We start from the raw sequence: 25,737 nt of genomic DNA on the forward strand, positions 1-25,737 counted from the left end.
GTTGCAGGTTGGCAATGATGTACCCTGAATATTTGCACGCATTGCCGAATTCCGGTTGGAGCGCCCGTGCGCACCTGTTAAAATCCGCCGCCTGACCCACAGGCCAACGGTTACATTTCCATGAGCGAACAGAAGCCTTCCCTCACCTATCGCGATGCCGGCGTTGATATCGACGCAGGTAACGATCTGGTCAACCGCATCAAGAACACGGCAGCCCGTACCCGCCGCCCCGAAGTCCTCGGCGGGCTTGGCGGCTTCGGCGCCATGGTTTCCATCCCGGCCGGTTACCGTGAACCTGTACTGGTCTCGGGCACCGACGGCGTTGGCACCAAACTGCGCCTGGCCATGCAACTCGAGAAGCACGACAGCATCGGCATTGATCTGGTCGCCATGTGCGTGAACGATTTGATCGTAGGCGGCGCAGAGCCCCTGTTTTTCCTGGATTATTACGCTACCGGCAAGCTGAACGTGGATATTGCCGCCCAGGTCGTGGACGGCATCGGCAAGGGCTGCGAGTTGTCCGGCTGTGCACTGGTGGGTGGCGAAACCGCCGAAATGCCGGGCATGTACGAAGGCGAAGACTATGACCTGGCCGGTTTCTGTGTGGGCATTGTAGAGCGTAGTGAAGTCATCGATGGTAGCCGCACCCAGCCGGGTGATGTGATGCTGGCCCTGGGCTCCTCCGGCCCGCATTCCAACGGCTACTCACTGATTCGCAAGATCATTGAAGTCAGCGGTGCCGACCTGAGCCAGCCCATGGGCGACAGCACCCTGGCTGACGCTCTGATGGCGCCCACCCGCATTTACGTGAAGAACATACTGCAACTGATTCGTGAAGTGGACGTGCGGGCCCTGTCTCACATCACCGGCGGCGGCCTGCCTGAGAATATCCCCAGAGTGCTGCCGGCTGGCACAGTTGCCGCCATCGACACCCAGAGCTGGGAACTGCCACCGGTATTCCAATGGCTGCAAAACTCCGGCGGTGTCGCCAGCGAGGAAATGTACCGCACCTTTAACTGCGGTATCGGCATGATTGTCTGCGTTCCCGCCGACCAGAAAGAGCTGGCCATGGATGCCCTGAATGCCATGGGCGAGAAAGTATGGCAGGTAGGCGTCATTGAAGCGGCCAGCTCAGCCGATGATGAGCCGAAAGTGCGCTACGCACCGGGACTACTCACAGCATGAAGGCTGATCCCGCGCCACTCCCGACCATCCTGGTACTGGCCTCCGGCAGCGGCACCAACCTGCAGGCGTTGATTGACGCCTCGCGGGACCGGGACTTCCCGGGCGACATTGTGGCCGTAGGCTGCAACAAACCCGGTGCCCTTGCCCTGGAACGGGCAGCCCAGGCGAATATCAAAACCTTTGTGATCAATCACAAGGACTATGGCAGCCGTGAGGAATTCGACGGCGCCCTAATGGCCGAGATCCGCCGCCACAACCCGGATCTGATTGTGCTGGCAGGCTTCATGCGGATTCTGACCGAAGACTTTGTTCGGGCCTTCCGCGGCAAGATGCTGAACATTCACCCGTCCCTGCTGCCAGCTTATACCGGCCTGAACACGCACCAGAGAGTACTGGAAGCTGGCGACAAAGTGCATGGCGTGTCCATCCACTTTGTGACGGAAGAACTGGACGGCGGGCCGGTGATTGCCCAGGCCGAGGTAGCCGTGCAGGAAAACGATACGCCTGACTCACTGGCGGAGCGGGTTCAGCAACAGGAGCACGTGCTATACCCGATCGTGGTTCGCTGGTTCTGTGAAGGCCGGATTCAACTGGCGAGTGACGGCGTGCTCTTTGATGGCGCCCCCCTGTCACAACCCATGCGCTTACCCGCCAGCTGAACAGATTGTCATCCCCCTCGGGCTTTTGAAAAGCTACACTGTCGCAAACACATACAGTGAAAGAGGCTCCGGATGAAGACACTCAGAGCGTCCTTGCGCATCGTTACCTGGCTGGCCGGACTCTGGTTCGGTTTGGTCTCGATAACTGTTGCCGCCGCCGATACTCAAGACACGACCCCAGCCCTCTTCCCCCACGAGGCCACCTACTCTGCGTCCATGTCAAAAGGCATCAGCCTCAGTGGCGCTGGCAAACGCAGCCTGACCGATCAGGGCAATAATGTGTGGCTGTATCGCACAGAGGTAAGGTCGTTTATTGCAGATATAGACGAATCGGTGGTCCTTCTCTGGGAAGATGACCGCGTGGTTCCGCTTCGCTACCGCTACAGCCTCAAAGGCCTGATGATTCGGAATCGGGAGCAGTCCATAGATTTCGACTGGCAGACAGGTATTGCAACAGGGAAATACCGAGGCAAATCCTTTGAACTGGAACTCCAGGACGGGGCGCTGGACCCACTGGGCTTCCAGCTACAGATGCACCAGGATCTAAAAGCCGGTGAACGGGATCTGACCTACAACATCATTGATAAAGGCCGTTATAACGAGGATCGTTTTGCGGTTGTTGACGACGACAGCACCATCAACACCAATGGCCAGACAACGCAAACCCTGAAGGTGGAAAAGGTGCGAGGCGAGGATTCCAAGCGCCAGACGCTGATGTGGATAGATCCAAACCAGGGCCACCTGCTGCTCAGATTACTGCAGGTGGAGCCGGATGGCAGCGAATACGAGCTGAAGCTGAAAGACGCGACCATTCGGGACTGATTACCCGTCGAGCGGCTCCGGCCCTAGCGGCCGGATTCCGCCCAGACCACTTTGACCTCATCTGCGATAATCCTCAGCCCTTCTGCCACCTGCGCGTCGTCCTGAGAGTAGGTTACGCGCAGGCATTCGTGACGGTGGCGCCAGTCATCCTCTGGCAAGCCCGGGAAGAAATAGTGGCCAGATACCACCAGCACCCCTCTCTGCTTAAGCCGCTGATAAAGCTCCAGGCTGGAAATCGGCAGATCAGGAAACCACAGCCACAGGAACATGGCGCCTTCTGGTTTGTGGATGTACCAGCGGCAACTGTCCTCACCCATGGCGTCACGAAACGCCTCCACAGCTCTTTCCATCTTGGCTTTATAGAACGGACAAACCACATCACGGCTCAGTGACAGGATCTCACCAGAGCGCACCAAAGGCTCGGCCAGCATGGCACCAAAACTTCCGGTCGCCAGGTTCATGATGGCGTTAATGCCAGACAACGCCTTGATAATCGGCTCCGCCGCAATCACGATACCAGTGCGAGCCGCCGGCAGACCCAGCTTGGACAAACTCAGGCACAGAATAATCTGCTCGTTCCAGGTGGGCTGGGCGTCCACAAACAGTAGGCTCGGGAAGGGTGTGCCGTAGGCGCCATCGACAATCAACGGAATATCGTGTTGTCGGGCCAACCCCTCCAGCCTCGCCAGCTCTTCATCAGTAATCACATTGCCGGTCGGGTTGGTGGGGCGGGATACGCAGATGGCGCCGGTTTCACCGGTCACTTCCACCGCATCAAAATCCACCCGATACTTGAACTCATGGGCGTCGGTGAAGGAAATGTCGGGCCTTACCGCCTGAAACAGACCGGGCTCGATACCAGCATCGGCATAGCCAATGTATTCCGGCGCCAGGGGCAGCAGGATGTGTTTACGGTGGCCATCGCCATAGTCGCCGCCAAACATGTTGAACAGCATGAAGAACGCCGCCTGGCTGCCATTGGTCAGGGCGATGTTCTCGGGCTTCAGCCCCCAGTTGTATTCCTTGTTCAGCAATTCCGCCAGCGAGGCGATAAATTGCTTCTCACCCTGGGGGGGATCATATATCCCGACCAGCCGGCGCATCTGCCCCTCATCTGCCGCGATACCCGCCAGAATTTCCTGCACCCGCTCCTGAATCTCGGGAATATGCCCGGGATTACCGCCTCCCATCATGATCATCCCTTCACCGGAGGCCATGGCGTTACCCAGGTCATCCATCAGGGAAGTGATACCGGCGTCGGCGGTGAACTTACGACCAAAAGCAGAGAGTTTCATGGCGCTGATCCGTTCTACAGGCAATTCAATAGGTAGCTGATAAGTGTAGCGTGAGCCGGAGCGGCTCAGCTATCGAGGGAAATACCGAGATTGCTGACGCCGTCGCTGGCGGCATCCGCCTTGAGTTCGGCGATAAAGTCTTCCAGTGGCGTGCGCTGGCGCTTGAGGGCCAGCACGGTGTCGCGTTGGAAGATTTTATCTTCCTTGAGCAGCGGATGCTGTTCAAACAGGCGCACCAACTGGTCTTCATCCAGCTCTTCACCCTCGGACATTTCAACGAAGTCCATTATGGTCCTGGTGGCCAGCTGGGATGCGTCGGTTGCGCGGTGTTTGTTGGGGTTCAGGCGGTTGAGCAGTGCCTGTTCCAGCAACTGGCAAAAGTCGAAGGCCGGGTAAACACCGTAAGCGTCGTAGTCGTCAACGTTGGGGCTCAGGCTCTCGAGCTTGGTGAGCAACTGGGGGATGGCCGCTTCGGTGGCCTCCTGCTGGAGTGTATCCCAGGCCAGGTCAAGCAGCTGGCGCATTTTGCCACCGCTTTTCATGCCAACGGCGTCAGCGAACAGGGCGTAGTTGGGGAAGGCCCGTTCGGCCAGGGCCAGCAGGAAGGCGCATTCGCGCCAGCCCTGCAGTTGTGAGACGGCTTTAAGAAACTGGTTGGCGTTCATGTCCTGGGCAGGGTCACGCCGGTCTGGCCAAGGTACTTGCCGCCCCGGTCTTTGTAGCTGGTTTCGCAGATTTCGTCGGATTCGAAGAACAGCATCTGGGCGACGCCTTCGTTGGCGTAGATTTTCGCTGGCAGGTTGGTGGTGTTGGAGAATTCCAGGGTGACCTGGCCTTCCCACTCTGGTTCCAGCGGGGTAACGTTCACGATGATGCCGCAGCGGGCGTAGGTGCTTTTGCCCAGGCAGATGGTGAGTACGCTTCTGGGGATGCGGAAGTATTCCACGGTGCGCGCCAGGGCGAAGCTGTTCGGGGGGATGATGCAGACGTCGCCGGTGTAGTTGACGAAGCTGTTTTCATCGAAGTTCTTTGGGTCTACGGTGGCGCTGTGGACGTTGGTGAAGATTTTGAATTCGTTGCTGCAGCGTACGTCGTAGCCGTAGCTTGAGGTGCCGTAGGAGATGACGCGGCCCTTTTCGCTTTCCCGAACTTGGCCGGCTTCGAAGGGTTCGATCATGCCGTGTTGTTCGGACATCCGGCGGATCCACTTGTCGGATTTGATGCTCATGGTGAATTCTCGTTTCCAGCTGGGAAAAATTGGGGCGTAGTTTACCTTGTACTTCAGTGACTGTCGAAGCCTCGGCGTTCGTGCTCGCTGTAGCCTGTGAGCTTGGAGTCAGAGGAAGTGAGGGGCGCTTTCCAAAAAACGCTACGAGCACATCCATGTGCGCTTCGCTCCGGCCATCCATGGCCTCCGAGATTTTTGGAAAGCGCCCCTCACTTCCTCTACGCAGACTGCTCAGGAATCGCCTTACGACGGGCCTGATTAATCAGACAGGCTTAGGGCAAGACTAACTGAACAGGCGGCTCAGTGTTCCGTTACAGAAACACTGGAGATAGTCCCACCAAGGTTCCGCTCCCGGGTAGACAGCTCCGCCCCTACCCTTCTGGCGATATCGAGGTACCGCCGGGCCACTTCGGAATCCGGTTCAGCCGCGACGGTCGGGGCGCCGCTGTCGGTTTGTTCGCGGATGGTCATGTGCAGGGGGAGCTGGCCCAGGAGGTTGGTTTCGTATTCTTCTGCGATGCGTTCACCGCCGCCGTGGCCGAAGAGGGGTTCTTCGTGGCCGCAGTTGGAGCATATGTGCACGCTCATGTTTTCGACCACGCCCAACACCGGGATGTCGACTTTGCGGAACATTTCGATGCCTTTTTTGCCGTCCAGCAGGGCGATGTCCTGGGGGGTGGTGACGATGACGGCGCCGGTGACCGGGACTTTCTGGGCCAGGGTGAGTTGGATGTCGCCGGTGCCGGGGGGCATGTCGATGATGAGGTAGTCGAGTTCATCCCACAGGGTTTGCTGGAGCAGCTGCATCACCGCGCCACTGACCATGGGGCCGCGCCAGACCATGGGGGTTTTGTCGGTGGTGACAAAGGCCATGGAGTTGGCTTGCAGGCCGTGGGCCTGCATGGGGACGAAGTATTTGTTTTCTCGCACGTCCGGGCGTTTGCCTTCGGGTACGCCGAGCATCATGCCGATGCTGGGGCCGTAGATGTCGGCGTCGAGGATGCCAACCCGGGCGCCTTCGGCCTGCAGGGCCAGGGCGAGGTTGACGGCGGTGGTGGATTTGCCGACGCCGCCTTTGCCGGACGCCACGGCGATGATGTTTTTCACGCCAGGCACGGCCGGGAGGTCTTTGTTGGTTTTGTAGCTGTGGATCTTTTGGGCCACGTGAACTTCAGCGCTTTCCACGCCATCCACAAATTCCAGGGCGTTGGCGACGATCTGTTTCAGGCCGCCGGCGATGCCCTTGGAGGGGTACGGCAGTTCCACCATGAGGGTGACCTTGCCGTTGTCGTCGGCGGTCAGGCTTTTCACGGCACCCAGTGCGTACAGGTCCTTGTTGAGATAGGGGTCTCGGTATTCTTTGACGGCAGTTTCTAGGGCCTGTTGGGAAATCTGGGTCATCGGGGTCTCCGGAATAAGCTGATAAGCTTGAATGCAGGTGAAAAATGATGGCTTGGAAGGTATCATCTGTGCCCGTTTCTGACCATATGGGGTCTTTACCTGGAACAATCAATTGCGATTGTCGCCGAAACCCCGTTTTTGTCTTTCCAACCCGACTCAACATAAGGTTCGGACATCACCATGACGCAAGCGAGCAAGCAACAGCGCGATATCCTGGTTACCAGCGCCCTGCCCTACGCCAACGGGCCCATTCATCTGGGGCACCTGCTGGAATACATTCAGACCGATATCTGGGTGCGCTACCAGAATATGCGTGGCCACAACTGCTACTACGTTTGCGCCGACGATGCCCATGGCACTGCCATCATGCTGCGGGCCGAGCGTGAGGGGATTACCCCGGAGCAGCTGATTGACCGGATTCGCCAGGAGCATCAGGAAGACTTCGCCGGCTTCCACATCCGTTTCAACAACTACTATTCCACCCATTCGGAGGAGAACCAGTTTTTCTCCGAGTACATTTACCGCCAGATCCAGCAGAACGGGAATATCGCCACCCGCAATATCACCCAGTTCTATGATCCTGAAAAGCAGATGTTCCTGGCGGACCGTTTCATCAAGGGCACATGCCCCAAGTGCAAGGCGGAAGATCAGTACGGCGATAACTGCGAAGCCTGTGGCGCCACCTACACCCCTGCCGAGTTGATCAATCCCCGCTCTGCGGTGTCGGGCGCTACGCCGGTTGAGAAGGAGTCCGAGCACTATTTCTTCAAGCTACCGGAGTTCCACGATTTCCTGAGCAAGTGGACCCGCAGTGGTGCCCTTCAGCCGCAGGTGGCCAACAAACTGGCCGAGTGGCTGGATGCGGGCCTGCAGGAGTGGGATATCAGCCGGGATGCGCCCTATTTCGGGTTCGAAATTCCTGACGCGCCCGGCAAGTATTTCTATGTCTGGCTGGACGCCCCCATTGGTTACCTGGCCAGCTTCAAGAACCTGTGTAACCGCGAAGGCATTGATTTCGAGCATTTCTGGAAGAAAGATTCCACCGCCGAGGTGTACCACTTCATCGGCAAGGACATCATCAATTTCCACGCCCTGTTCTGGCCGTCGATGCTGCACGATGCCGGCTTCCGCACGCCAACGGCGGTCTGGGCCCATGGTTTTGTCACGGTCAACGGCAAGAAGATGTCCAAATCCCGCGGCACCTTCATCATGGCCCGCACCTACCTGGACCATCTGGACCCGGAATACCTGCGCTACTACTTCGCCGCCAAGCTGACCGGTGGCGTGGATGACATGGACCTGAACCTGGAAGACTTCGCCGCCCGGGTGAACTCGGACCTGGTGGGCAAGGTGGTGAACATCGCCAGCCGCAGCGCCGGGTTCATCACCAAGCGCTTTGACGGCAAGCTGGGCAAGGTCACCGAACAGGACAAGCTGAAAGAGTTTATCGACGCCGGCGAGCAGATTGCCGAGTTCTACGAAACCCGAGAGTTCGGCCGCGCCATGCGCCGGATCATGGAGTTGGCCGACATTGCCAACCAGTACGTGAACGACGAGCAGCCATGGGTGATCGCCAAGCAGGAAGGCCAGGATGACAAGCTGCAGGCCATCTGTACCAACGCCATCAACATGTTCCGCCTGCTGATCACGTATCTGGCACCGGTGCTGCCCAAGATGGCCCAGGCCTCCGAATCGTTCCTGAATGACCGGCTTAACTGGAATCGCCGCCATGAACTTCTGGAAGATCATGGTATCGACAAGTTCAAGCCCCTGATGAACCGGGTCGACATGGTGCAGATCGAGAAAATGCTGGATGCCTCGAAAGAAGAGCTGCCAGCGGCACTGGGCGACACCAATAAACAGCCTGCGCAGGATCTGGAGCCAATTGCAGACGAGATTGAGTTCCCGGATTTCGCCAAAGTGGATCTTCGCGTGGCAAAGATTGTCAAAGCCGAACATGTTGAGGGCGCCGACAAGCTTCTTCGCCTGACTCTTGATGTGGGGCATGGCGAGCGCAATGTGTTTGCTGGTATCAAGTCAGCTTACAAACCGGAGGATCTGGAAGGCCGTATGACCGTGATGGTGGCCAACCTGAAACCCCGCAAGATGAAGTTTGGCATGTCCGAAGGCATGGTCCTGGCGGCGGGCCCCGGGGGTAAAGAAATTTTCATTCTGTCGCCCGATTCCGGTGCCACGCCCGGCATGCGGGTCATGTAAGCAGCAACAGGCAGAGACACTCCGATGACAGAGTATTTGCTGATACTGGTCAGTACCATTCTGGTGAACAACTTCGTGCTGGTGCAGTTCCTGGGGCTGTGTCCGTTCATGGGGGTTTCCGGCAAGCTGGAAACCGCCATGGGTATGTCCCTGGCCACCACGTTTGTGCTGACGCTGGCATCGGTGTGCAGTTACCTGGCGTATACCTATCTGCTGGAACCCCTTGATCTGGCGTTCCTGAGAACCATCACGTTTATCCTGGTGATTGCCGTGGTGGTTCAGTTCACCGAAATGGTGGTCCGCAAGACCAGCCCCCTGCTCTACCGCGTACTGGGCATTTTCCTGCCGCTGATCACTACCAACTGTGCGGTGCTTGGCGTGGCCCTGTTGAACATCAACAAGAACAACAACTTCGTTGAATCGGTTTTGTACGGCTTCGGCGCTGCTGCAGGCTTCTCGCTGGTGCTGGTGCTGTTTGCCGCCATGCGGGAACGGATTGCCGTATCTGATGTACCAGTGGCCTTCAGGGGGGCGTCTATCGGCTTGATCACCGCAGGCTTGATGGCGCTGGCATTCCTGGGTTTCACTGGCCTGGTTGCGGTCTGACGGAGCGGTTGATTTATGTGGACAAGTTTCCTGATAGCCGTTGTGGTGCTGCTCGCCCTGGCTCTGGTGTTCGGCGGATTGCTGGGCTTTGCTTCTGAGCGCTTCAAGGTTGAAGGTAACCCCCTGGTCGAGCAGATAGATGCTCTGCTGCCTCAAACCCAATGCGGCCAATGCGGTTTCCCCGGCTGCCGCCCCTACGCCGAAGCCATCGCCAACGGTGATGCCATCAACAAATGCCCGCCAGGCGGTGAAACCACCATCAAGGCGCTGGCCGACCTGCTGGATGTGGAACCTCAGCCGCTGGACGCCGAACATGGTGTGGCTCAGGCCAAGCGGGTTGCGGTTATTCGAGAAGACGAATGCATTGGCTGCACCAAATGCATTCAGGCTTGCCCGGTGGACGCCATTCTTGGCTCCGCAAAACATATGCACACCGTTATTGAGAGCGAGTGCACAGGCTGTGACCTGTGTGTGGAGCCCTGCCCCGTGGACTGTATTGACATGGTCACCATTGAGCCAGACATACGAAGCTGGACCTGGTCTCCCCCGGAACCAACCATTATTGCTACTGATCGCCAGGGAGCCCGTGCCTGATGACGCAACTATGGGATTTTTCCGGCGGTGTTCATCCGTCTGAAAACAAACACCAGTCCACCAGCCGCCCCATTCGCATGGCCGGCATACCGGAACGTTTGGTACTGCCGCTACAACAGCACATCGGTGAGCCGGCTGAAGTCATTGTTGAGGTTGGCGAGCGTGTACTCAAGGGCCAGAAGATTGCCGATGTCACTACTGGCATGGGCGTGCCGGTGCATGCGTCTACATCTGGCGTTATCGAAGCCATTGAACTGCGACCGGTTCCTCACCCTTCTGGCATGTCTGACTGGTGCGTGGTGCTGAAACCCGATGGCGAAGACCAGTGGTGCCAACTTGAGCCCATCGGCGATTATCACAAACTGGACCGGGAGAAGGTACTGCACTTGATCCGGGAAGCGGGCATTGCCGGTATGGGCGGCGCCGGCTTCCCTACCGACATCAAATTGCGCCCGCCCCGGGATCGCAAAGTCGAAACCCTGATTCTCAATGGTGCAGAGTGCGAGCCGTACATCACCGCCGACGACATGACCATGCGCGAACACGCCACAGAGGTCGTCAATGGCTTGAAAGTGATGGCCTGGATTCTTCGGCCGTCCCGCTGTGTGGTCGGTATCGAAGACAACAAACCCGAAGCCATTACCGCCATGCGGGAAGCGATTCAGGGCACCCAGATTGAGATTGCGGTGATACCCACGAAGTATCCGTCCGGCGGGGAAAAACAGCTGGTCCAGATTTTGACTGGCCTGGAAGTGCCCAGTGGAGGCATTCCCGCCGATATCGGCGTGATGTGCCAGAACGTCGGCACCGCAATGGCGGTGTCCCGGGCTGTTTTCGAAGGCAAGCCCTTGATCTCCCGCATTGTCACAGTTACTGGCAAGGCCGTTGGTGAGCCGGGCAACTTCGAAATACTGGTAGGGACACCGGTCAGTTACCTGCTTGAGAGTGCCGGGCTGCAAAAGAGCCAGCTGAACAGGCTGGTGCTTGGCGGGCCGATGATGGGGTACACCCTCACCACAGACACCATACCGCTGGTTAAAACATCCAACTGCATCATTGCCGCCACTGTTGACGAGTTGCCCGCACCACCACCGGAACAGCCCTGTATCCGCTGCAGCCAGTGTGCCGAGGCCTGCCCGATGGAACTGCTACCCCAGCAGCTTTTCTGGTACTCGAAGGCCTCGGAATTCGAGAAAGCGGAACACCTGAACCTGTTTGATTGCATCGAGTGTGGCGCCTGCTCCTACGTCTGCCCAAGCTCCATTCCCCTGGTTCAATACTACCGCTACGCCAAGGATGAGATCCGTAAGCAGCGTGCGGAGCAGCTGAAATCCGATCACGCCCGCGAGCGCTTTGAAGCCCGCCAGGCCCGGTTGGAGCGGGAACAGCAGGAGAAAGAGCTGCGGCGCAAAGAACGGGCAAAGGCGGCCGCCGAAGCCCAGGCCCAGAAACAGGCCGAAGCGGAACAATCGGTTGCCGAGGGTGAAGCCACCGATGAGCGGGCGGCAAAGGCGGCGCTGGTGCAACAGGCCCTTGAGCGCAAGAAAGCCAAGGCTGCCCAGACAGCGGAACCGGCGCCGGCAGCTGCGCCCGCCGCTGAACAGCCCGATATTGAAACGCTGGAAAAGCAGCTGATGCAGGCCGAAACCAAACTCAGCACCATGCAGGGCATGCTGGAGGAAGCCAGGGCCCAGCAGGCCGACAACGTGGAGAAGCTGGAACGAGCTGTGGCCAAGAATCACGACCGGGTGGAACGGGCCCGCGAGGCCCTGGCCGAAGCCCGGGGCCAGATGGCCACCAACACCTCGGATGCGTCCTCCGAGTAACCCACTGCAGGCTTATCGTTTATGGCATTAGTTCAACAGTCATCACCCCATGCCCGAAATGCCCGGCCGACATCCCGGGTTATGCTCTGGGTTATTCTGGCGGCCATACCTGGCCTGATCGCCCAGACCCTGTTTTTCGGTTGGGGCAACCTGATCAATGTGGTCTGGTGTATCGCCCTGGCCCTGGCTTCAGAAGCGGCGATCCTGAAACTGCGCGGCAAACCCATTTCGTTCTTCCTCAAAGACAATACCGCCGCGGTAACCGGTCTGCTGCTCGGCTTGTCGCTGCCACAGTTCGCGCCCTGGTGGGTTTCCGCCATCGCGGTGATTTCCGCCATTGTCGTAGCTAAACAGCTATACGGCGGGCTTGGGTCGAACCCATTCAATCCGGCCATGGTGGGCTATGCCCTGGCACTCATTTCCTTCCCGGTGGCAATGACCACCAACTGGGCCCAGGCGGCAACCCTGTGGGGTGGCGCACCGGGTTTTGGTGAAACCCTGGCCACTATCTTCTCCGCCAGCCAGACCACCATCGATGCCTGGACCATGGCGACGCCACTGGACGAATACAAACACAAGATCGCCACCCACACCGCCGCCGAAGTGCTGCAGCACCCAACCTTTGGCGACCTGGTTGCCCGTGGCTGGGAATGGGTCAACCTGGCCTTTCTGGCTGGCGGCCTGTTACTGATCTGGCTCCGAATCATCACCTGGCATATACCCGTCGCTTTCCTGGCCGCCATCGTTGTGATGAGTCTGGCATTCGGTAGCAATGCCGACCTGTACGCACCATTACAACTTCACCTGCTGGCCGGCGGCACCATGCTGGGTGCTTTCTTTATCGCCACCGACCCGGTCTCCGCCGCCACCAGTCACCAGGGCAAGCTGATCTATGGCGCCGGCATTGGCGTGCTGGTTTATCTGATTCGAACCTGGGGCAATTACCCCGATGCAATAGCCTTCAGTGTGCTGCTGATGAATTTCGCGGTGCCGTTTATCGACCACTACACCCCGCCCAGAACCTACGGTCATCACAAGGCCAAGCGTGGCGTGCCCAGCAAGAGTGGAGGTTAAGCGATGAATGCCATTACGACCTCTATCCGTCGCAGTGCCATCGGCCTCGGGCTGTTTGCCGTCATCACGGGTGGCACCATTGCCCTGACCCAGGGCATCACCAAAGACCGCATTCAGGAACAGGCCGAGCGGGCCGAAGCGCGCGCCCTGTTTGAGATTATCCCCGAACACCAGCACGACAACGATATGCTGCGCGATGTCATCACTCTGCCCGCCAATGCTCGCCAACCGGGCAGTGAACCGGTCAAAGCCTGGGTGGCCCGGCGCAATGGCCAGCCAATTGGCATGATCCTGCCAGCCGTTGCTCCGGATGGTTATTCCGGCGAAATCCGATTGCTGGTAGGCATTGATCTGGACGGCCGCATACTGGGTGTGCGGGTCACTAACCACCGGGAAACCCCGGGGCTCGGAGACCGTATTGAAACCCGGAAATCCGACTGGGTGTACAGTTTTGATGGTCGCTCGCTGGGCAGTCCGCCCGCCGAGCAGTGGAACGTAAAAAAGAACGGTGGTGTGTTTGACCAGTTTACCGGTGCCACCATCACGCCCCGGGCGGTGGTCAAAGCCGTACAGCATTCGCTGGTCTACTTCCGCCAGAACCGGGATATTATCCGGGAGCGGCTGAACGAACCACCCGCGCCCAGAAACCGAACCCTGACTCCGGAAGCCATTGCCGGTGAATCCACTCCTGCGGAGCATTCCTGATCATGGCCACTAAATCATCCGCTGAAATCATCAGAGACGGCCTGTGGACCAATAACCCGGCCCTGGTTCAGGTGCTCGGCTTATGCCCGCTGCTGGCCGTAACCAGCACCGTGGTGAATGCCATTGGCCTCGGTATCGCCACGCTGATGGTTCTGATTGGCTCCAACCTGTCGGTCTCCATCATCCGTAACTTCGTCAACGAATCCGTCCGCCTTCCGGCGTTTGTGATGATCATTGCATCGTTTGTAACCTGTGCCGAATTGTTGATGCAGGCCTTCACCTACGAGCTTTACCAGATTCTTGGCATTTTCATTCCGCTGATCGTGACCAACTGCGCCATTCTTGGCCGTGCCGATGCCTTTGCATCCAAGAACCCGCCGCTACCGGCCCTGCTGGACGGCGCGATGATGGGCCTCGGCTTTCTGGCGGTGCTGGTGGTACTGGGTGGAATGCGGGAACTCGTTGGCCAGGGCACCCTGTTCGCAGACATGCATCTTTTGCTGGGCCCCATGGCGAGTGATTGGGTGATCCGGCCCTTTGAACACTACCCGGATATGCTGTTTATGGTACTGCCGCCGGGGGCTTTCGTTGGTCTCGGCTTGCTGATTGCACTCAAGAACGGCATTGACCACCAGATCAAAGAGCGCCGGAAGGCGGCAGAGCCCGCAAGCACCAGCGCAGGCAGTAAACGGGTACGGGTAACCGGCACCATTTCCTGAACAATGAATTTTGAGCCACCATGAACAAACAGAAGCGCATTGAGATTTTCACCCGGCTACGGGACGAAAACCCCAATCCCACGACAGAGCTGAACTACAGCACGCCGTTTGAGTTGCTGATTGCCGTGATTCTGTCTGCTCAGGCAACGGACGTAGGGGTGAACAAGGCCACCGATAAACTGTATCCCGTCGCCAACACACCCGAGGCCATCTACGCCTTGGGCGTGGACGGCCTGAAGGACTATATAAAAACCATCGGCCTGTTTAACAGTAAAGCCGAGAATGTCATCAAAACCTGCAAGATTCTGATGGAGCAGCACAACAGTCAGGTACCGGACAACCGTGAGGCCCTGGAAGCCCTGCCCGGCGTTGGTCGTAAAACCGCCAACGTGGTTTTGAATACAGCATTCCGACAGCCTGCAATGGCGGTTGATACCCATATTTTCCGGGTTTCCAACCGCACCGGTATTGCGCCGGGCAAAAATGTGGTCGAAGTTGAGAAACGACTGATGAGGCTGGTGCCTAGAGAGTTTCTGATGGATGCCCACCATTGGCTGATTCTGCATGGCCGATACACCTGTACCGCCCGCAAGCCCAAGTGTGGGGCCTGTCTGATTGAAGATCTTTGCGAATTCAAGCAGAAACGGGACTACCAGTAATCCAACATTAAAAAAGCCGGCAAATGCCGGCTTTTTTGCAGGCAAACAGATTGCTTCAGCGTTTGCCCAGCATCTTCTCTTTCAGGTCTTTCTGAGCCGGCTTGTCAGACAGCCAGATACCAAACAAGGCTTTCTTGAACTCCAGGTCGCCCACGGTGTCGCGCTGTTCACCGTTTTTAAGCACCTGAACGCCCTGCTCCGGCACATAGACCAGATCGAAGACATCGCCTTCTTTGATCTCTTCCTGGAATACCGCCATGAACTGGTCTACCTCAGCTTGAATACCAGACAGGTCACCACCGGTGGACGCCTGGAATCCCTCCATAGTGGCTTCCGTCATGCGCTCGCTGGTGATCATGCCAGAGGTGATATGCAGGGTAATGGCCTGGGGCTCATCGGCATCAATAACCGCTTCAGCATCGGCCACTTTCTCCGGTACATAAAGGCCACCAACGTACAGATTCATAAACCACTTGGAGCGAGTTCCTGCGCCATTAAGCTGCAACTCCTGCCCCATGGCAGAATAGGTGTCCGGCACATCGACACCGCCAACATTCAGGGCATAAGCCGGTGCAGCCAAAGCGCCTGTCAGCAGCAGAGATGCGAAACCTGTGATAAGCGTCTTCTTCATAGTCCTTTCCTTTCGATCATTATTATTGAATGTTTCATTCGTCCCCGGATTCGACACCCTATTCCCGCCGGGAGACGACATTCTAACAATGAAAATTAGAGGCCTATCGCCACCTGGTTCTCAATTGCTGCCACATTTAACAAAAAAGCCAGCCATGTTGCCATGGCTGGCTTTTCCTTTTCCCTGGCTCCGGGGCTATTTAAACAGCAAGCTACCAGACAAACCTTCTTTTTCCAGAATTTCCCTGAGACGCCGTAACGCCTCAACCTGGATCTGGCGCACTCGTTCACGGGTCAACCCGATTTCCTGGCCCACCTCTTCCAGGGTACTGATGGGGTAACCGCGCAACCCAAAACGGCGGGAAAGCACTTCCTGCTGTTTGTCGCTCAGCTGGTCAATCCACTTTTCCAGGCAGGAACACATGTTGTTGTCCTGAAGCAGATCCGCCGGGTCCAGAGCGCCCTCATCGGCGACGGTGTCCAACAGCGATTTGTCGCTGCCGGCACCAATCGGCGTGTCCATGGACGCCACGCGCTCATTAAGGCCGAGCATGCGCTTCACATCCGCCACCGGCTTGTCCACCATGCGTGCGATTTCCTCGGCGGTGGGCTCGTGGTCCAGCTTCTGGGTCAACTCCCGGGCTGCCCGAAGATAAAGGTTCAGCTCCTTGACCACGTGGATGGGCAGGCGGATGGTGCGGGTCTGATTCATGATCGCCCGCTCGATGGTCTGGCGAATCCACCAGGTGGCGTAGGTTGAAAACCGGAAGCCCCGTTCCGGATCGAATTTTTCAACAGCCCGGATCAGCCCGAGGTTACCCTCTTCAATCAGGTCCAGCAGGGTGAGACCGCGATTCACGTAGCGCCGGGCGATTTTAACAACCAGTCTCAGGTTGCTTTCAATCATCCGCTTGCGGCCAGACTCTTCGCCTTTGCGGGCCAGCCGCGCGAAGTAGACTTCTTCCTCGGGAGTGAGCAGTGGTGAGAAACCGATTTCATTAAGGTACAGCTGCGTGGCATCGAGCTGCTTCTGACTGGTGAAATACTTTCCCTGGGTGGGAAAGTCGTCTTCCGCTTCTGCCATCGCGTCGTCTGCTGATGGCTTTTCAGGCTTGTCTTCCGCTAACAGATGATCGTCTGCGTCATCCAGATCTGCAACACGATCGATAATGATGTCTTCTTGCTCTGCTGACATGGTGTACCCCGCCTCTCAATAATCCTGTTTCGCCCGATACTTCTTGTTATTGCGGGCTGGTTCCGGTTGTGGTTTTCTTCAGGACATTAGCTTGTTGGCTGGCAATCACAGTTGCCGTTTTTATTTTTTACTTTGCGGTTTTCTGTCAGGCCTTACTGGCAATCACCTCAGAAACATCCAGCTTTCTGATCAATCAACGTCTTGGCAGGTATCTGGCCGGGTCAACCGGGTTGCCGTTCTTGCGAATCTCGAAATGCAACATCGGTTTGTCTGTACCAGAACTGCCCAGTTCCGCGATTACCTGTCCGGCTTTTACCTCCTCTCCTTCCTGCACCAAAATCTTCCGGTTGTGGGCGTATGCGCTCAGGTAGTGCTCGTTATGATTTACGATAATCAGGTTTCCGTAACCCAGCAACCCATTACCGGCATACACCACACTTCCACTCGCCGCCGCCTTCACAGCATCACCGGGATTTCCGGCAATATCAATACCTTTGTTGACTTTTCCTGACTCTGAAAAGTTTGCAATAACGGTGCCAGAGTGAGGCCAGTTCCAGCGAATGTCTGACGCCACCTGGCTACCCGTGCGTGCCTGAGGCGCTGGGGCCGGTGCTCTGGCAGCAGGTTTGGACGCTGTGGGCGCTGGTGCCCTGGTGCTGGAGGTGGTGGGCCTGGGAGCAGGCGCGGATTGTCTGGGCGGAGAGGACGCCTGGGCAGTCTGGCGAATGGTGCCCTTCCTGTCCAGCCGCAGCACCTGCCCTGCTTTGATGTTCCAGGGTGGTGCAAGGCCGTTGGCATCCCCCAGTTCCCGATAGTCCCGGCCATAACGCCAGGCAATGCCGTATAGCGTTTCCCCGGGTTTCACAACATGGCTACCCCAATACACAGGGGGGTTGTAGAGGTCGTCGCCATAGATCGCGTTGGTGTTGCAGCCGGATAAGCCAAGCATTGCCAACAGCAGCAGGACAGCAGATACCACAACGGGCAGACCAGTGCGCCGCCGGCAGAACGCTTCCGTAGCAGGCGGGAGCCTGGTCGGAAGAACAGCTTGAATGTGCCGGCTAAAGAGAATCACGTAATAACAAACGCCTGATTATGATAAATCTATCTAAGAAACTGATCACTTTCGATGCAATTTCTCATGTTTCAGGACTAACTTACTAATATATTGCACATTTTATAATCAATTCCAAGTTACTCTGCGCACAGGTTTGTTACCGTCCGGAACGACATTTTGTGCGTCAGGTAACACTTTTATCGGTCAGGGCGCGACATTCTGGTGCCGTCGGGCCGATATCCGCCCAAACCATTCCAACGCAAGCACAACGACCAAACCCGCAATGGCCATGGCGATGGCCAGCATTATCTGCGGGTCCTGGCCATACAGGCTGGCCCAGGTTTCCGGGCCTACCGGAGCCTGGCTCACAGCGACTTGTTCACCAGCACTGTTGGTGCGCCAACTCAGGGTTTTCTGCCATGGCCATACCTTGCTCAGCGCCCCCACCATAAAGCCCGTCAATAGCGCTAATACGGTATCGTGAAAATGCCGGAACGCCAGGGTGATTATCCGGGCAACAGACAGAAGTCCAATCAAGCATCCTGCAGCAAACAATCCCAGATGGGCCAGCTCAACGGATTTTATCGCGGCCAGAACCGGCGCATACATCCCGATAATCAACAACAGAAAACTGCCAGAGACGCCGGGCAGGATCATCGCACAGATAGCCAGTGCCCCCGCACCCAGGAAAGCAATGCCCGTCGGCGACAGCTCACTCGCGGGCAATGTGGTTACCCACCAGGCAAACACGATGCCGCACGCCAGCGGAATCAGCAACACCGGCGCTACCCGGCGAACCTGCTGCCCTACGTGCCAGACAGAGGCAACAATCAAGCCGAAAAAGAAGCTCCAGATTAACACCGGGTGAGTATCCAGGAGCCAGGTGATCAGCGAGGCCAGGCTCACAATACTGGTCAACACACCGGCCAGAAGGCACACCAGGAAGGTACCATCCACCGAGCGCCAGAAGCCGGCCACATCCCCTTTGAGCAGTTTCCGGACAAAGGCCACCGGTGTGGCGCTGATGGCTTCCAGCAGGCGGAAATAGATGCCCGTTATGAACGCAATGGTGCCGCCAGACACCCCCGGCACGATATCGGCCGCGCCCATGGCCATACCCCGCAGGAATACCGCTACCGGATGATGTTCACGGTTTGTTTCGCTATCGGGCGTCGTCTGCATCAACGAACAACCCCGCCCAGCAAGGGTACAAAATGAACAGGCTCCAGTTCGCGCCGCTCAAAACGTTCCCCACGGCGAATGATCTCCACCAGAACCTGCTGGTGCTCGCCAACCGGGGCGATCAGTACACCACCATCGGCTAGCTGATCGAGCAATTCCTGCGGCACGTCTACCGGCGCAGCGGTCACGATAATGCCGTCAAAAGGCCCCCGCTCGGGCCAGCCCATACCACCATCCGCATGCTTGAGCATGACATTGCGAATATTGAGCTGCCGCAGACGGTCCCGGGCTCGCTCCTGCAACGGGCGTATGCGTTCAACGCTGTAGATGTCATCGAACAACTGCGATAACACCGTGGTCTGATACCCGGAACCGGTGCCCAGCTCCAGCACCCGGGCCGGCTGATGCGCCAGCAGCAGCTCCGTCATGCGGGCAACAATGTAGGGCTGGGAGAGGGTCTGGCCATAGCCGATGGGTAGTGAGGTATCCTCGTAGGCGCGGTGGGCAAGGGCTTCGTCCAGAAAGATGTGCCGGGGTACCTGACCAATCACCTCCAGTACCCGGTCTGATTCAATGCCAGCTTCCCGTAACCGCTGCACCAGTCGCAGGCGGGTGCGCCTGGACGTCATACCGATCCCTTCAAGTTGAGCGATCACGATGTCGCCCCCCTGGCACCTTCCAAACCATCTACCCAGTCCCGCAGCCCCGGCAGCGCTTCGTAACGGGTCATATCAACGTGGACAGGGGTAATGGAAACATAACCCTCACGTACCGCATGGAAATCCGTGCCAGGCCCGGCATCGCCGCCGCGGCCTGCGGCACCAATCCAGTAGCGCTGCTTGCCTCGGGGACAAGTCATCGGAACCGCCCCTTCTGCCCTCTCCCGATGGCCCAGGCGAGTTACCTGGATACCGGAGAGTTCGTGCCAGGGCAGATCAGGAACGTTCACATTGAGGATAGAGCGAGGCCCCAAAGCCAGGGCCCGCTTGTCTTCCAGCAGCAAACGAACCACCCGTGCGGCGGTGTCATAATGGAAATGGCCATCGTTAACCAGTGATACAGCAATAGCCGGTAGCCCAAGGTGACGACCTTCAGTGGCCGCAGCTACCGTTCCGGAATAGATAATGTCGTCGCCCAGGTTGGCGTGGGTGTTGATACCGGACACGACTCGATCAAAAGGCTGATCGAACAGGCCGTTCACCGCCAGATGCACGCAATCGGTGGGCGTACCATCAACCGAGTGAAACCCGTTGGGGTGCTCTTCCACCGTCAGCGGGCGGCTTAACGTCAAGGCATTACTGGCTCCGCTGTGGTCACGGTCCGGCGCAACCACCTCCAACACACCAAGGCCCCCAAGGCCTTCAAACAGGGCCACAAGACCCGGCGAATGCACGCCATCATCATTGGACAACAAAATACGCACAGTGTTCTCCGCTAGCTTTCTTGCTTATTATCACGGCTGAGGCTCATGTCCTGCAGCTCAAAAATATCTCCCAGCACCGTGGTGGCATACTGCCCCGGTGGCAGGAAAAACTGTATCCGCAGGGCATTGTCATCCTGCCACTGCCAGTTCATTTGCTCAGGCCGGGTTACCAGGGCCCGACGCTCCGGTTTCATGCGGGTGCTGAGAAACAGCCGCTCAAACTCCGGGTGCTCTGACACCACTGCCCGCTCAAGCTCCGCCAATTCTCCAGTTGCCAGAGTGCCACCATCGCCCCACAGTGGCCCGGTAGGCTGGCCGTCTTCAGAGGGCTCTCCGGGCACACCGTTGAACCAGTTGCCCGCTTCAACCCGAGCAGCCAGGACTTCGTTAAACAACCAGGAACGTGCCGCCGAAAAGTACAATACGTTTTTCGAACCGCTTCCGCCACCGCCGCGACGGCCGCCTTTCTTCCGGTTCAATCGGGAAGGGTCAAGATTCACTGCCCGTTCCAGATTGCCGCCGCCAATGCCAAACCGCTGCGGCCCGAAATAATTCGGGGCTCCCCGCTCGCCAAGCAACGTCAGCGCCTGCTCAATGTCCACTCTATTGCCGTTGACTTGCCTTAACATCAGGTCAAATTCATTGCCCAGATGCTCGCCTCGGCGAAGCTTGCGTGCATGGCGGCCACTCGCCAACACCGGCCACCGGGCACCAATGGCTTGCAGCAGCGCAGCATCCTCGGATTCCCGGCCCGGGCAGTAGAGACTGAACCATTGCTTGGTAACCGCATGGCGATCCTTCAAACCACAAAAGCCCACCTCAAACGCCTTGCAACCCGCCAGGGCCGCCAACTCCCGGGCAACATACTCGGTATTGTCGCCAGACTTCTCAAGACGCACGCACAAGTGCTCACCGGCCCCTCCATGCACGGAACCTGGCAATTCAGAATCTGGCCAGAGTCTCTCTGTAACCCGGAAATCCTCAGGAACCGACTTTAACTGCGCCTTGCCCGGGCGCTTACCTGAAGATGTGGGCCACTCAAGACGCCAACGGGGCGAACCGTTATCCTGACTCACATAGCCACCGGTTCGAGCAAACACACTGCCTGGCAGGCAATGCCCTCACCGCGCCCGGTAAAGCCAAGCTTCTCCGTGGTGGTGGCTTTCACACTCACCCGATTCACCGGCACCCCCAGATCCTCAGCAATATTGAGACGCATCGCCTCCACATGAGGTGCCATCTTCGGCGCCTGGGCAATAATCGTGGTATCCACATTCACCACGGCAAAGCCTTCCTCCAATACCCGCTGCATCACCCGACGCAACAGATCCCGGCTATCGGCCCCCGCCCACTCGTCGCTGGTGTCCGGAAAAAAATGCCCGATGTCACCCAGCGCCACCGCACCGAGCAGGGCATCCGCCAGTGCATGCAACAGCACATCGCCATCCGAATGGGCTTTCAGGCCATGACTATGGGGAATCTCAACACCACCCAGAATGACAGAACTGCCCTCACCAAAGGCATGGACATCAAAGCCCTGACCAATGCGCATCATCGTCTCCGAGAAAAACAGAAATAGACAAGAGGCGGGAAAACCCTACAGCCGACCCAGAATAAACTCGGCCAGCGCAAGGTCCGACGGCACCGTAACCTTCAGATTATCCGGCCGCCCTTCCACCAGAACAGGCATCTTACCGGAAAACTCCATCGCAGAGGACTCATCGGTAACCCCGTGACCACTTTCCAGACAGGATTCAAGAGCGGCCCTGAGCGCACCAAACCGAAACATCTGCGGCGTCAACGCCCGCCACAACCGACTCCGATCCACCGTCTGCGCCACCTCTGGCGGAATGCCGTCATCCGCCAGCTTCAAAGTATCCGCCACCGGCGCCGCCAGCAGTCCGCCAACCGGGTGCTCAGAAAGGGTATCAATCAGATTGGAAAGATCATCGGCATGCAAACAAGGCCGCGCCGCATCGTGCACCAGCACCCAATCCGACTCATCCGCCTGCTCCGCCAGCGCATGCAACGCCGAAAGCACCGAATCCGCCCGCTCCTTGCCTCCGGTACAGGTCTGGATTCGATCATCCTGAGACGACTCACTATCCAACCACCAGTGATCCGCCGGACTCAACGGCACCATACAGCCCTTGAACGGCGCGTTGTCCAGTAAACGGGAGAGGGTAATATCTAGGATAAAGCGGTTATTGATCTTGAGGTACTGCTTGGGACATTCAGCTTTCATGCGCTGGCCGATGCCGGCGGCAGGAACAACAAGCCAAAGAGATGGTTTATTCATGATCGCACGCACAATGTTTGGAGAAGTGACGGGGGTGTCCTTTCCGGGAATGTCTGTGGCCAGGGATGGCCACAGTCAAGCGCACATGGATGTGCTTGTAGCGTTTCCCGGAAAGGACACCCCCGGCGCTTCTAACTCCAGAACTAATTCTCGACGACCAGAAAGAATGTCTCGTCTTCGCGAATTAGCCCGAGATTCATACGGGCACGTTCCTCCACGGCCCCCTGCTCGTTGCGAAGGTTCCGCACCTCCGCATAAAGCCGGTCATTACGCCCCGCCAACCCGGCATTCTCCGCCCGCTGCTCAGCAATCGCCTTCTCCAACGACCAAACCTGCGCAAAGCTACCCTCCCCGACCCACAGGCGAACCTGCAGCAGGAGAATCAGCACTACCAGAATGGCCCAAAGCGTTTTCATGCCAAATCAGCTCAGAAAATAACCAGATTTATCGAAAGAGTCGAAGGTCAAGTATAGACCTTATAGTAGATTAGCAACAAATTCTTGTAAGTCACTGTACAAAAAGGCCATCGTGTCCGAATTTTCATCCGGAACGCGATGGCCCTAACATTTTGTTACTTACCAGCGCGCGCTGGCAGACTCAAAAATGTCGCGGGTATTAACCCTGACCCTTGATCTCGCTCAGGCCACGGTAAGGTGCCTTACCTTCCAGCGCCTCTTCAATACGCAGCAGCTGGTTGTACTTGGCAACCCGGTCTGAGCGGCACAGAGAACCGGTCTTGATCTGGCCGGCGCAGGTCGCAACCGCCAGGTCAGCAATGGTGGTGTCTTCCGTTTCACCGGAACGGTGAGAAATCACCGCCGTGTAACCGGCGTCCTGAGCCATCTTGATGGCATCCAGAGTTTCAGACAGGCTACCGATCTGGTTGAACTTGATCAGGATGGAGTTACCAACGCCCTTCTCGATGCCCTGCTTCAGGATCTTGGTGTTGGTGACAAACAGATCATCACCAACCAGCTGCACCTTGCTGCCCAGCTTGTCAGTCAGGATCTTCCAGCCATCCCAATCGCTTTCGTCCATGCCATCCTCGATGGACACAATCGGATAACGCTCACACAGGCCAGCCAGGTAATCGGCGAAGCCTTCGGAATCAAAGCTCTTGCCTTCACCAGACAGCTGATACTGACCGTCTTTGTAGAACTCGGAAGAGGCACAATCCAGCGCCAGGGTTACGTCTTTGCCCAGTTCATAGCCAGCGTCTTCAACAGCTTGCTTGATCGCAGCCAGGGCCGCTTCATTGGACGGCAGGTTCGGCGCAAAACCACCCTCGTCGCCCACCGCTGTGTTCAGGCCCTGAGACTTCAACACTTTCTTCAAACTGTGGAAGATCTCGGCGCCTACACGCAGAGCCTCTGCAAAGCTCTTCACAGCAACCGGCTGAACCATGAACTCCTGGATGTCCACGTTGTTATCCGCGTGCTCACCACCGTTCAGGATGTTCATCATCGGTACCGGCATGGAGAATTCGCCGGGAGTGCCGTTGATATCAGCAATGTGCGCATACAGCGGCTTCTTCAGAGAAACAGCAGCCGCCTTGGCCGCTGCAAGGGAGACTGCCAGAATGGCGTTGGCGCCCAGGTTGGCCTTGTTCTCGGTGCCGTCCAGATCCAGCATAATCTGGTCCAGACCACGCTGATCCGCAGAATCTTTACCGACCAATGCATCACGAATCTTGCTGTTTACCGCATCAACCGCTTTCAGGACGCCCTTACCCAGATAACGAGAAGCATCACCATCACGCAGCTCCAACGCCTCGCGGGAACCGGTGGATGCACCAGAAGGCGCACAAGCGGTGCCGATGGTGCCGTCTTCCAGAATAACATCGGCTTCAACGGTAGGGTTGCCGCGGGAATCCAGAACCTCACGGGCTTTGATGTTGGCAATCTTGGTCATTCCAGTGAATCTCCGTTTGTTCAATATCTTAAAGGTTATAAATTAGTTAGATCGAGAGCGGGCGGGGATGGCTTTATGAAACTGTGCGGAGCCATGGATGGCGGAGCCCAAGCGTCACATGGACGTGCCGCAAGGAGCGTGTTTCATAAAGCCATCCCCGCCCGCTCGGTTCCCCCCAAGCAAACAAAAACGAACACCGCCAATCAGGCGGTGTCGATAGGTTTAAAACTTTTTACCAGGTCGTCTACAGCTTTCACCCGCTGCAGGAACGGCTCCAGCTGGCTCAGGCGCAAAGCGCACGGGCCGTCGCACATGGCCTTGCCCGGGTCCGGATGGGCCTCCAGGAACAAGCCTGCCAGGCCTTGAGACATACCCGCCAGCGCCAGGTCGGTAACCTGCGCACGCCGGCCACCAGCTGAGTCTGCTCGTCCACCGGGCATTTGCAACGAATGGGTCACATCGAACATCACCGGCACATTCATCGATTTCATGATGCCAAAGCCCAGCATGTCCACCACGAGGTTGTTATAACCGAAGCTGCTGCCGCGCTCGCACAGGATAACCTTGTCGTTGCCGGCTTCTTCACACTTGGTGATGATGTGCTTCATTTCCTGGGGCGCCAGGAACTGGGCTTTCTTGATGTTGATGACCGCGCCAGTTTTAGCCATGGCCACCACCAGATCGGTCTGGCGGCTCAGGAATGCCGGCAACTGGATGATGTCACAGACTTCCGCCGCAGGCGCTGCCTGCTCCGGCTCGTGCACGTCAGAAATGATCGGCACACCAAACTTGCTTTTGATGTCCGCCAGGATCTGCAACCCCTTCTCGAGGCCAGGGCCCCGGAAGGAGTTGATGGACGAGCGGTTGGCCTTGTCGAAGGACGCTTTAAAAACATACGGGATGCCAAGACGACCGCAGACATCCACGTACTTTTCAGCAACCTCAAAGGCAAGTTCACGGGACTCAAGTACGTTCATACCACCGAACAATACGAACGGGTTGTCGTTGGCAACCTCAATGCCCGAGACGTTTACCTTGCTCTGCGCCATG

At 57.6% G+C, this 25,737-nt stretch carries 27 protein-coding genes; 11 read left to right on the forward strand and 16 right to left on the reverse strand.

The window, feature by feature from the left end:
* Positions 1-120: 120 nt before the first annotated feature.
* The 3 genes from purM (at position 121) to RVM24_RS07915 (ending at position 2,666) form a co-directional block, all read left to right on the forward strand.
* A complete protein-coding gene (purM, locus tag RVM24_RS07905; RefSeq protein ID WP_061332683.1) occupies positions 121-1,185 on the forward strand; it encodes a phosphoribosylformylglycinamidine cyclo-ligase in 1,065 nt (354 codons plus the stop codon).
* On the forward strand, positions 1,182-1,844 hold the full coding sequence (purN, locus tag RVM24_RS07910; protein WP_374814636.1) for a phosphoribosylglycinamide formyltransferase: 663 nt from the start codon (positions 1,182-1,184) through the stop codon (positions 1,842-1,844). Before purM ends, purN begins: the two co-directional genes overlap by 4 nt.
* Before the next feature lie 72 nt (positions 1,845-1,916).
* The gene (locus RVM24_RS07915) at positions 1,917-2,666 is read left to right on the forward strand and encodes a DUF3108 domain-containing protein (RefSeq protein ID WP_374814638.1); all 750 of its coding nucleotides are present in this window, start codon (positions 1,917-1,919) and stop codon (positions 2,664-2,666) included.
* Positions 2,667-2,689: 23 nt separating this feature from the next.
* On the opposite strand, the gene RVM24_RS07920 is transcribed toward RVM24_RS07915, so the two are convergent.
* The 4 genes from RVM24_RS07920 to apbC form a co-directional block, all read right to left on the reverse strand.
* Positions 2,690-3,961, reverse strand: a complete 1,272-nt coding sequence (locus RVM24_RS07920; RefSeq protein WP_061332680.1) for a valine--pyruvate transaminase — start codon at positions 3,959-3,961, stop codon at positions 2,690-2,692.
* Between the two features lie 65 nt (positions 3,962-4,026).
* Positions 4,027-4,626 (reverse strand): YjaG family protein, encoded by a 600-nt coding sequence (locus RVM24_RS07925; protein WP_061332679.1) that lies wholly within the window; start codon positions 4,624-4,626, stop codon positions 4,027-4,029.
* Complete coding sequence (dcd, locus tag RVM24_RS07930; RefSeq protein WP_011784457.1) at positions 4,623-5,189, reverse strand: dCTP deaminase; 567 nt, start codon at positions 5,187-5,189, stop codon at positions 4,623-4,625. Before dcd ends, RVM24_RS07925 begins: the two co-directional genes overlap by 4 nt.
* Before the next feature lie 300 nt (positions 5,190-5,489).
* Positions 5,490-6,590: an iron-sulfur cluster carrier protein ApbC gene (gene apbC / locus RVM24_RS07935; protein WP_431475224.1), complete on the reverse strand. Its 1,101-nt coding sequence runs from the start codon at positions 6,588-6,590 to the stop codon at positions 5,490-5,492.
* 180 nt (positions 6,591-6,770) lie between these two features.
* On the opposite strand from apbC, the gene metG reads away from it, so the two are divergent.
* The 8 genes from metG to nth are packed head-to-tail and all read left to right on the forward strand — an operon-like array spanning position 6,771 to position 14,990.
* A complete protein-coding gene (metG, locus tag RVM24_RS07940) occupies positions 6,771-8,807 on the forward strand; it encodes a methionine--tRNA ligase (protein ID WP_374814641.1) in 2,037 nt (678 codons plus the stop codon).
* A gap of 24 nt (positions 8,808-8,831) precedes the next feature.
* Positions 8,832-9,413, forward strand: a complete 582-nt coding sequence (gene rsxA, locus RVM24_RS07945; protein WP_058090326.1) for an electron transport complex subunit RsxA — start codon at positions 8,832-8,834, stop codon at positions 9,411-9,413.
* Positions 9,414-9,428: 15 nt separating this feature from the next.
* Complete coding sequence (gene rsxB / locus RVM24_RS07950) at positions 9,429-10,007, forward strand: electron transport complex subunit RsxB (protein WP_061332676.1); 579 nt, start codon at positions 9,429-9,431, stop codon at positions 10,005-10,007.
* Positions 10,007-11,833: an electron transport complex subunit RsxC gene (gene rsxC, locus RVM24_RS07955; protein WP_431475225.1), complete on the forward strand. Its 1,827-nt coding sequence runs from the start codon at positions 10,007-10,009 to the stop codon at positions 11,831-11,833. Before rsxB ends, rsxC begins: the two co-directional genes overlap by 1 nt.
* A gap of 21 nt (positions 11,834-11,854) precedes the next feature.
* Positions 11,855-12,907, forward strand: coding sequence for an electron transport complex subunit RsxD (gene rsxD / locus RVM24_RS07960; RefSeq protein WP_286921494.1), 1,053 nt, complete (start codon positions 11,855-11,857; stop codon positions 12,905-12,907).
* Between the two features lie 3 nt (positions 12,908-12,910).
* The gene (rsxG, locus tag RVM24_RS07965) at positions 12,911-13,612 is read left to right on the forward strand and encodes an electron transport complex subunit RsxG (RefSeq protein ID WP_106693695.1); all 702 of its coding nucleotides are present in this window, start codon (positions 12,911-12,913) and stop codon (positions 13,610-13,612) included.
* 2 nt (positions 13,613-13,614) lie between these two features.
* Positions 13,615-14,331 carry an electron transport complex subunit E gene (locus tag RVM24_RS07970; protein ID WP_061332672.1) on the forward strand — a complete coding sequence of 239 codons (717 nt, stop codon included), beginning with the start codon at positions 13,615-13,617 and terminating at the stop codon, positions 14,329-14,331.
* Positions 14,332-14,351: 20 nt separating this feature from the next.
* On the forward strand, positions 14,352-14,990 hold the full coding sequence (nth, locus tag RVM24_RS07975; protein WP_138435509.1) for an endonuclease III: 639 nt from the start codon (positions 14,352-14,354) through the stop codon (positions 14,988-14,990).
* A gap of 55 nt (positions 14,991-15,045) precedes the next feature.
* Here the strand turns inward: nth and RVM24_RS07980 are convergent, their stop codons facing one another.
* The 12 genes from RVM24_RS07980 to kdsA form a co-directional block, all read right to left on the reverse strand.
* Positions 15,046-15,621: a chalcone isomerase family protein gene (locus RVM24_RS07980; protein ID WP_058090333.1), complete on the reverse strand. Its 576-nt coding sequence runs from the start codon at positions 15,619-15,621 to the stop codon at positions 15,046-15,048.
* Between the two features lie 195 nt (positions 15,622-15,816).
* On the reverse strand, positions 15,817-16,815 hold the full coding sequence (gene rpoS, locus RVM24_RS07985; protein ID WP_106693692.1) for an RNA polymerase sigma factor RpoS: 999 nt from the start codon (positions 16,813-16,815) through the stop codon (positions 15,817-15,819).
* Between the two features lie 193 nt (positions 16,816-17,008).
* On the reverse strand, positions 17,009-17,764 hold the full coding sequence (locus RVM24_RS07990) for a peptidoglycan DD-metalloendopeptidase family protein (protein ID WP_286921490.1): 756 nt from the start codon (positions 17,762-17,764) through the stop codon (positions 17,009-17,011).
* A gap of 312 nt (positions 17,765-18,076) precedes the next feature.
* Positions 18,077-19,054, reverse strand: a complete 978-nt coding sequence (locus RVM24_RS07995; protein WP_374814649.1) for a DUF368 domain-containing protein — start codon at positions 19,052-19,054, stop codon at positions 18,077-18,079.
* Positions 19,054-19,710, reverse strand: a complete 657-nt coding sequence (locus tag RVM24_RS08000; RefSeq protein WP_061332668.1) for a protein-L-isoaspartate(D-aspartate) O-methyltransferase — start codon at positions 19,708-19,710, stop codon at positions 19,054-19,056. Before RVM24_RS08000 ends, RVM24_RS07995 begins: the two co-directional genes overlap by 1 nt.
* Entirely contained in the window at positions 19,707-20,477 is a 771-nt protein-coding gene (surE, locus tag RVM24_RS08005) for a 5'/3'-nucleotidase SurE (protein ID WP_061332667.1), read from the reverse strand. Before surE ends, RVM24_RS08000 begins: the two co-directional genes overlap by 4 nt.
* Positions 20,478-20,488: 11 nt before the next feature.
* On the reverse strand, positions 20,489-21,553 hold the full coding sequence (gene truD, locus RVM24_RS08010; protein WP_374814651.1) for a tRNA pseudouridine(13) synthase TruD: 1,065 nt from the start codon (positions 21,551-21,553) through the stop codon (positions 20,489-20,491).
* Entirely contained in the window at positions 21,550-22,029 is a 480-nt protein-coding gene (gene ispF / locus RVM24_RS08015; RefSeq protein WP_061332665.1) for a 2-C-methyl-D-erythritol 2,4-cyclodiphosphate synthase, read from the reverse strand. The genes truD and ispF overlap by 4 nt, the downstream gene beginning before the upstream one ends.
* Before the next feature lie 45 nt (positions 22,030-22,074).
* Entirely contained in the window at positions 22,075-22,776 is a 702-nt protein-coding gene (gene ispD, locus RVM24_RS08020) for a 2-C-methyl-D-erythritol 4-phosphate cytidylyltransferase (RefSeq protein WP_431475226.1), read from the reverse strand.
* Positions 22,777-22,919: 143 nt separating this feature from the next.
* A complete protein-coding gene (locus RVM24_RS08025) occupies positions 22,920-23,192 on the reverse strand; it encodes a septum formation initiator family protein (RefSeq protein ID WP_022990067.1) in 273 nt (90 codons plus the stop codon).
* A 199-nt stretch (positions 23,193-23,391) separates the two neighbouring features.
* Entirely contained in the window at positions 23,392-24,687 is a 1,296-nt protein-coding gene (eno, locus tag RVM24_RS08030; protein ID WP_022990066.1) for a phosphopyruvate hydratase, read from the reverse strand.
* A 203-nt stretch (positions 24,688-24,890) separates the two neighbouring features.
* Entirely contained in the window at positions 24,891-25,736 is an 846-nt protein-coding gene (kdsA, locus tag RVM24_RS08035; protein ID WP_374814655.1) for a 3-deoxy-8-phosphooctulonate synthase, read from the reverse strand.
* Between the last annotated feature and the right edge of the window lies 1 nt (position 25,737).

The organism is Marinobacter sp. KM021 (assembly GCF_050707965.1).
Classification (GTDB): domain Bacteria; phylum Pseudomonadota; class Gammaproteobacteria; order Pseudomonadales; family Oleiphilaceae; genus Marinobacter; species Marinobacter shengliensis.

What these genes read in the sequence shown, in the direction of transcription:
- nth (WP_138435509.1), top strand. Translation starts at nt 14,352, where the DNA reads ATGAACAAACAGAAGCGCATTGAGATTTTCACCCGGCTACGGGACGAA.
- dcd (WP_011784457.1), bottom strand. Translation starts at nt 5,189, where the DNA reads ATGAGCATCAAATCCGACAAGTGGATCCGCCGGATGTCCGAACAACAC.
- ispD (WP_431475226.1), bottom strand. Translation starts at nt 22,776, where the DNA reads ATGAATAAACCATCTCTTTGGCTTGTTGTTCCTGCCGCCGGCATCGGC.
- RVM24_RS07990 (WP_286921490.1), bottom strand. Translation starts at nt 17,764, where the DNA reads ATGCTTGGCTTATCCGGCTGCAACACCAACGCGATCTATGGCGACGAC.
- RVM24_RS08025 (WP_022990067.1), bottom strand. Translation starts at nt 23,192, where the DNA reads ATGAAAACGCTTTGGGCCATTCTGGTAGTGCTGATTCTCCTGCTGCAG.
- RVM24_RS07920 (WP_061332680.1), bottom strand. Translation starts at nt 3,961, where the DNA reads ATGAAACTCTCTGCTTTTGGTCGTAAGTTCACCGCCGACGCCGGTATC.
- RVM24_RS07970 (WP_061332672.1), top strand. Translation starts at nt 13,615, where the DNA reads ATGGCCACTAAATCATCCGCTGAAATCATCAGAGACGGCCTGTGGACC.
- rsxD (WP_286921494.1), top strand. Translation starts at nt 11,855, where the DNA reads ATGGCATTAGTTCAACAGTCATCACCCCATGCCCGAAATGCCCGGCCG.
- ispF (WP_061332665.1), bottom strand. Translation starts at nt 22,029, where the DNA reads ATGCGCATTGGTCAGGGCTTTGATGTCCATGCCTTTGGTGAGGGCAGT.
- purM (WP_061332683.1), top strand. Translation starts at nt 121, where the DNA reads ATGAGCGAACAGAAGCCTTCCCTCACCTATCGCGATGCCGGCGTTGAT.
- RVM24_RS07995 (WP_374814649.1), bottom strand. Translation starts at nt 19,054, where the DNA reads ATGCAGACGACGCCCGATAGCGAAACAAACCGTGAACATCATCCGGTA.
- rsxB (WP_061332676.1), top strand. Translation starts at nt 9,429, where the DNA reads ATGTGGACAAGTTTCCTGATAGCCGTTGTGGTGCTGCTCGCCCTGGCT.
- rsxG (WP_106693695.1), top strand. Translation starts at nt 12,911, where the DNA reads ATGAATGCCATTACGACCTCTATCCGTCGCAGTGCCATCGGCCTCGGG.
- RVM24_RS07915 (WP_374814638.1), top strand. Translation starts at nt 1,917, where the DNA reads ATGAAGACACTCAGAGCGTCCTTGCGCATCGTTACCTGGCTGGCCGGA.
- eno (WP_022990066.1), bottom strand. Translation starts at nt 24,687, where the DNA reads ATGACCAAGATTGCCAACATCAAAGCCCGTGAGGTTCTGGATTCCCGC.
- rpoS (WP_106693692.1), bottom strand. Translation starts at nt 16,815, where the DNA reads ATGTCAGCAGAGCAAGAAGACATCATTATCGATCGTGTTGCAGATCTG.
- metG (WP_374814641.1), top strand. Translation starts at nt 6,771, where the DNA reads ATGACGCAAGCGAGCAAGCAACAGCGCGATATCCTGGTTACCAGCGCC.
- apbC (WP_431475224.1), bottom strand. Translation starts at nt 6,590, where the DNA reads ATGACCCAGATTTCCCAACAGGCCCTAGAAACTGCCGTCAAAGAATAC.
- RVM24_RS07925 (WP_061332679.1), bottom strand. Translation starts at nt 4,626, where the DNA reads ATGAACGCCAACCAGTTTCTTAAAGCCGTCTCACAACTGCAGGGCTGG.
- rsxA (WP_058090326.1), top strand. Translation starts at nt 8,832, where the DNA reads ATGACAGAGTATTTGCTGATACTGGTCAGTACCATTCTGGTGAACAAC.
- RVM24_RS07980 (WP_058090333.1), bottom strand. Translation starts at nt 15,621, where the DNA reads ATGAAGAAGACGCTTATCACAGGTTTCGCATCTCTGCTGCTGACAGGC.
- purN (WP_374814636.1), top strand. Translation starts at nt 1,182, where the DNA reads ATGAAGGCTGATCCCGCGCCACTCCCGACCATCCTGGTACTGGCCTCC.
- rsxC (WP_431475225.1), top strand. Translation starts at nt 10,007, where the DNA reads ATGACGCAACTATGGGATTTTTCCGGCGGTGTTCATCCGTCTGAAAAC.
- kdsA (WP_374814655.1), bottom strand. Translation starts at nt 25,736, where the DNA reads ATGGCGCAGAGCAAGGTAAACGTCTCGGGCATTGAGGTTGCCAACGAC.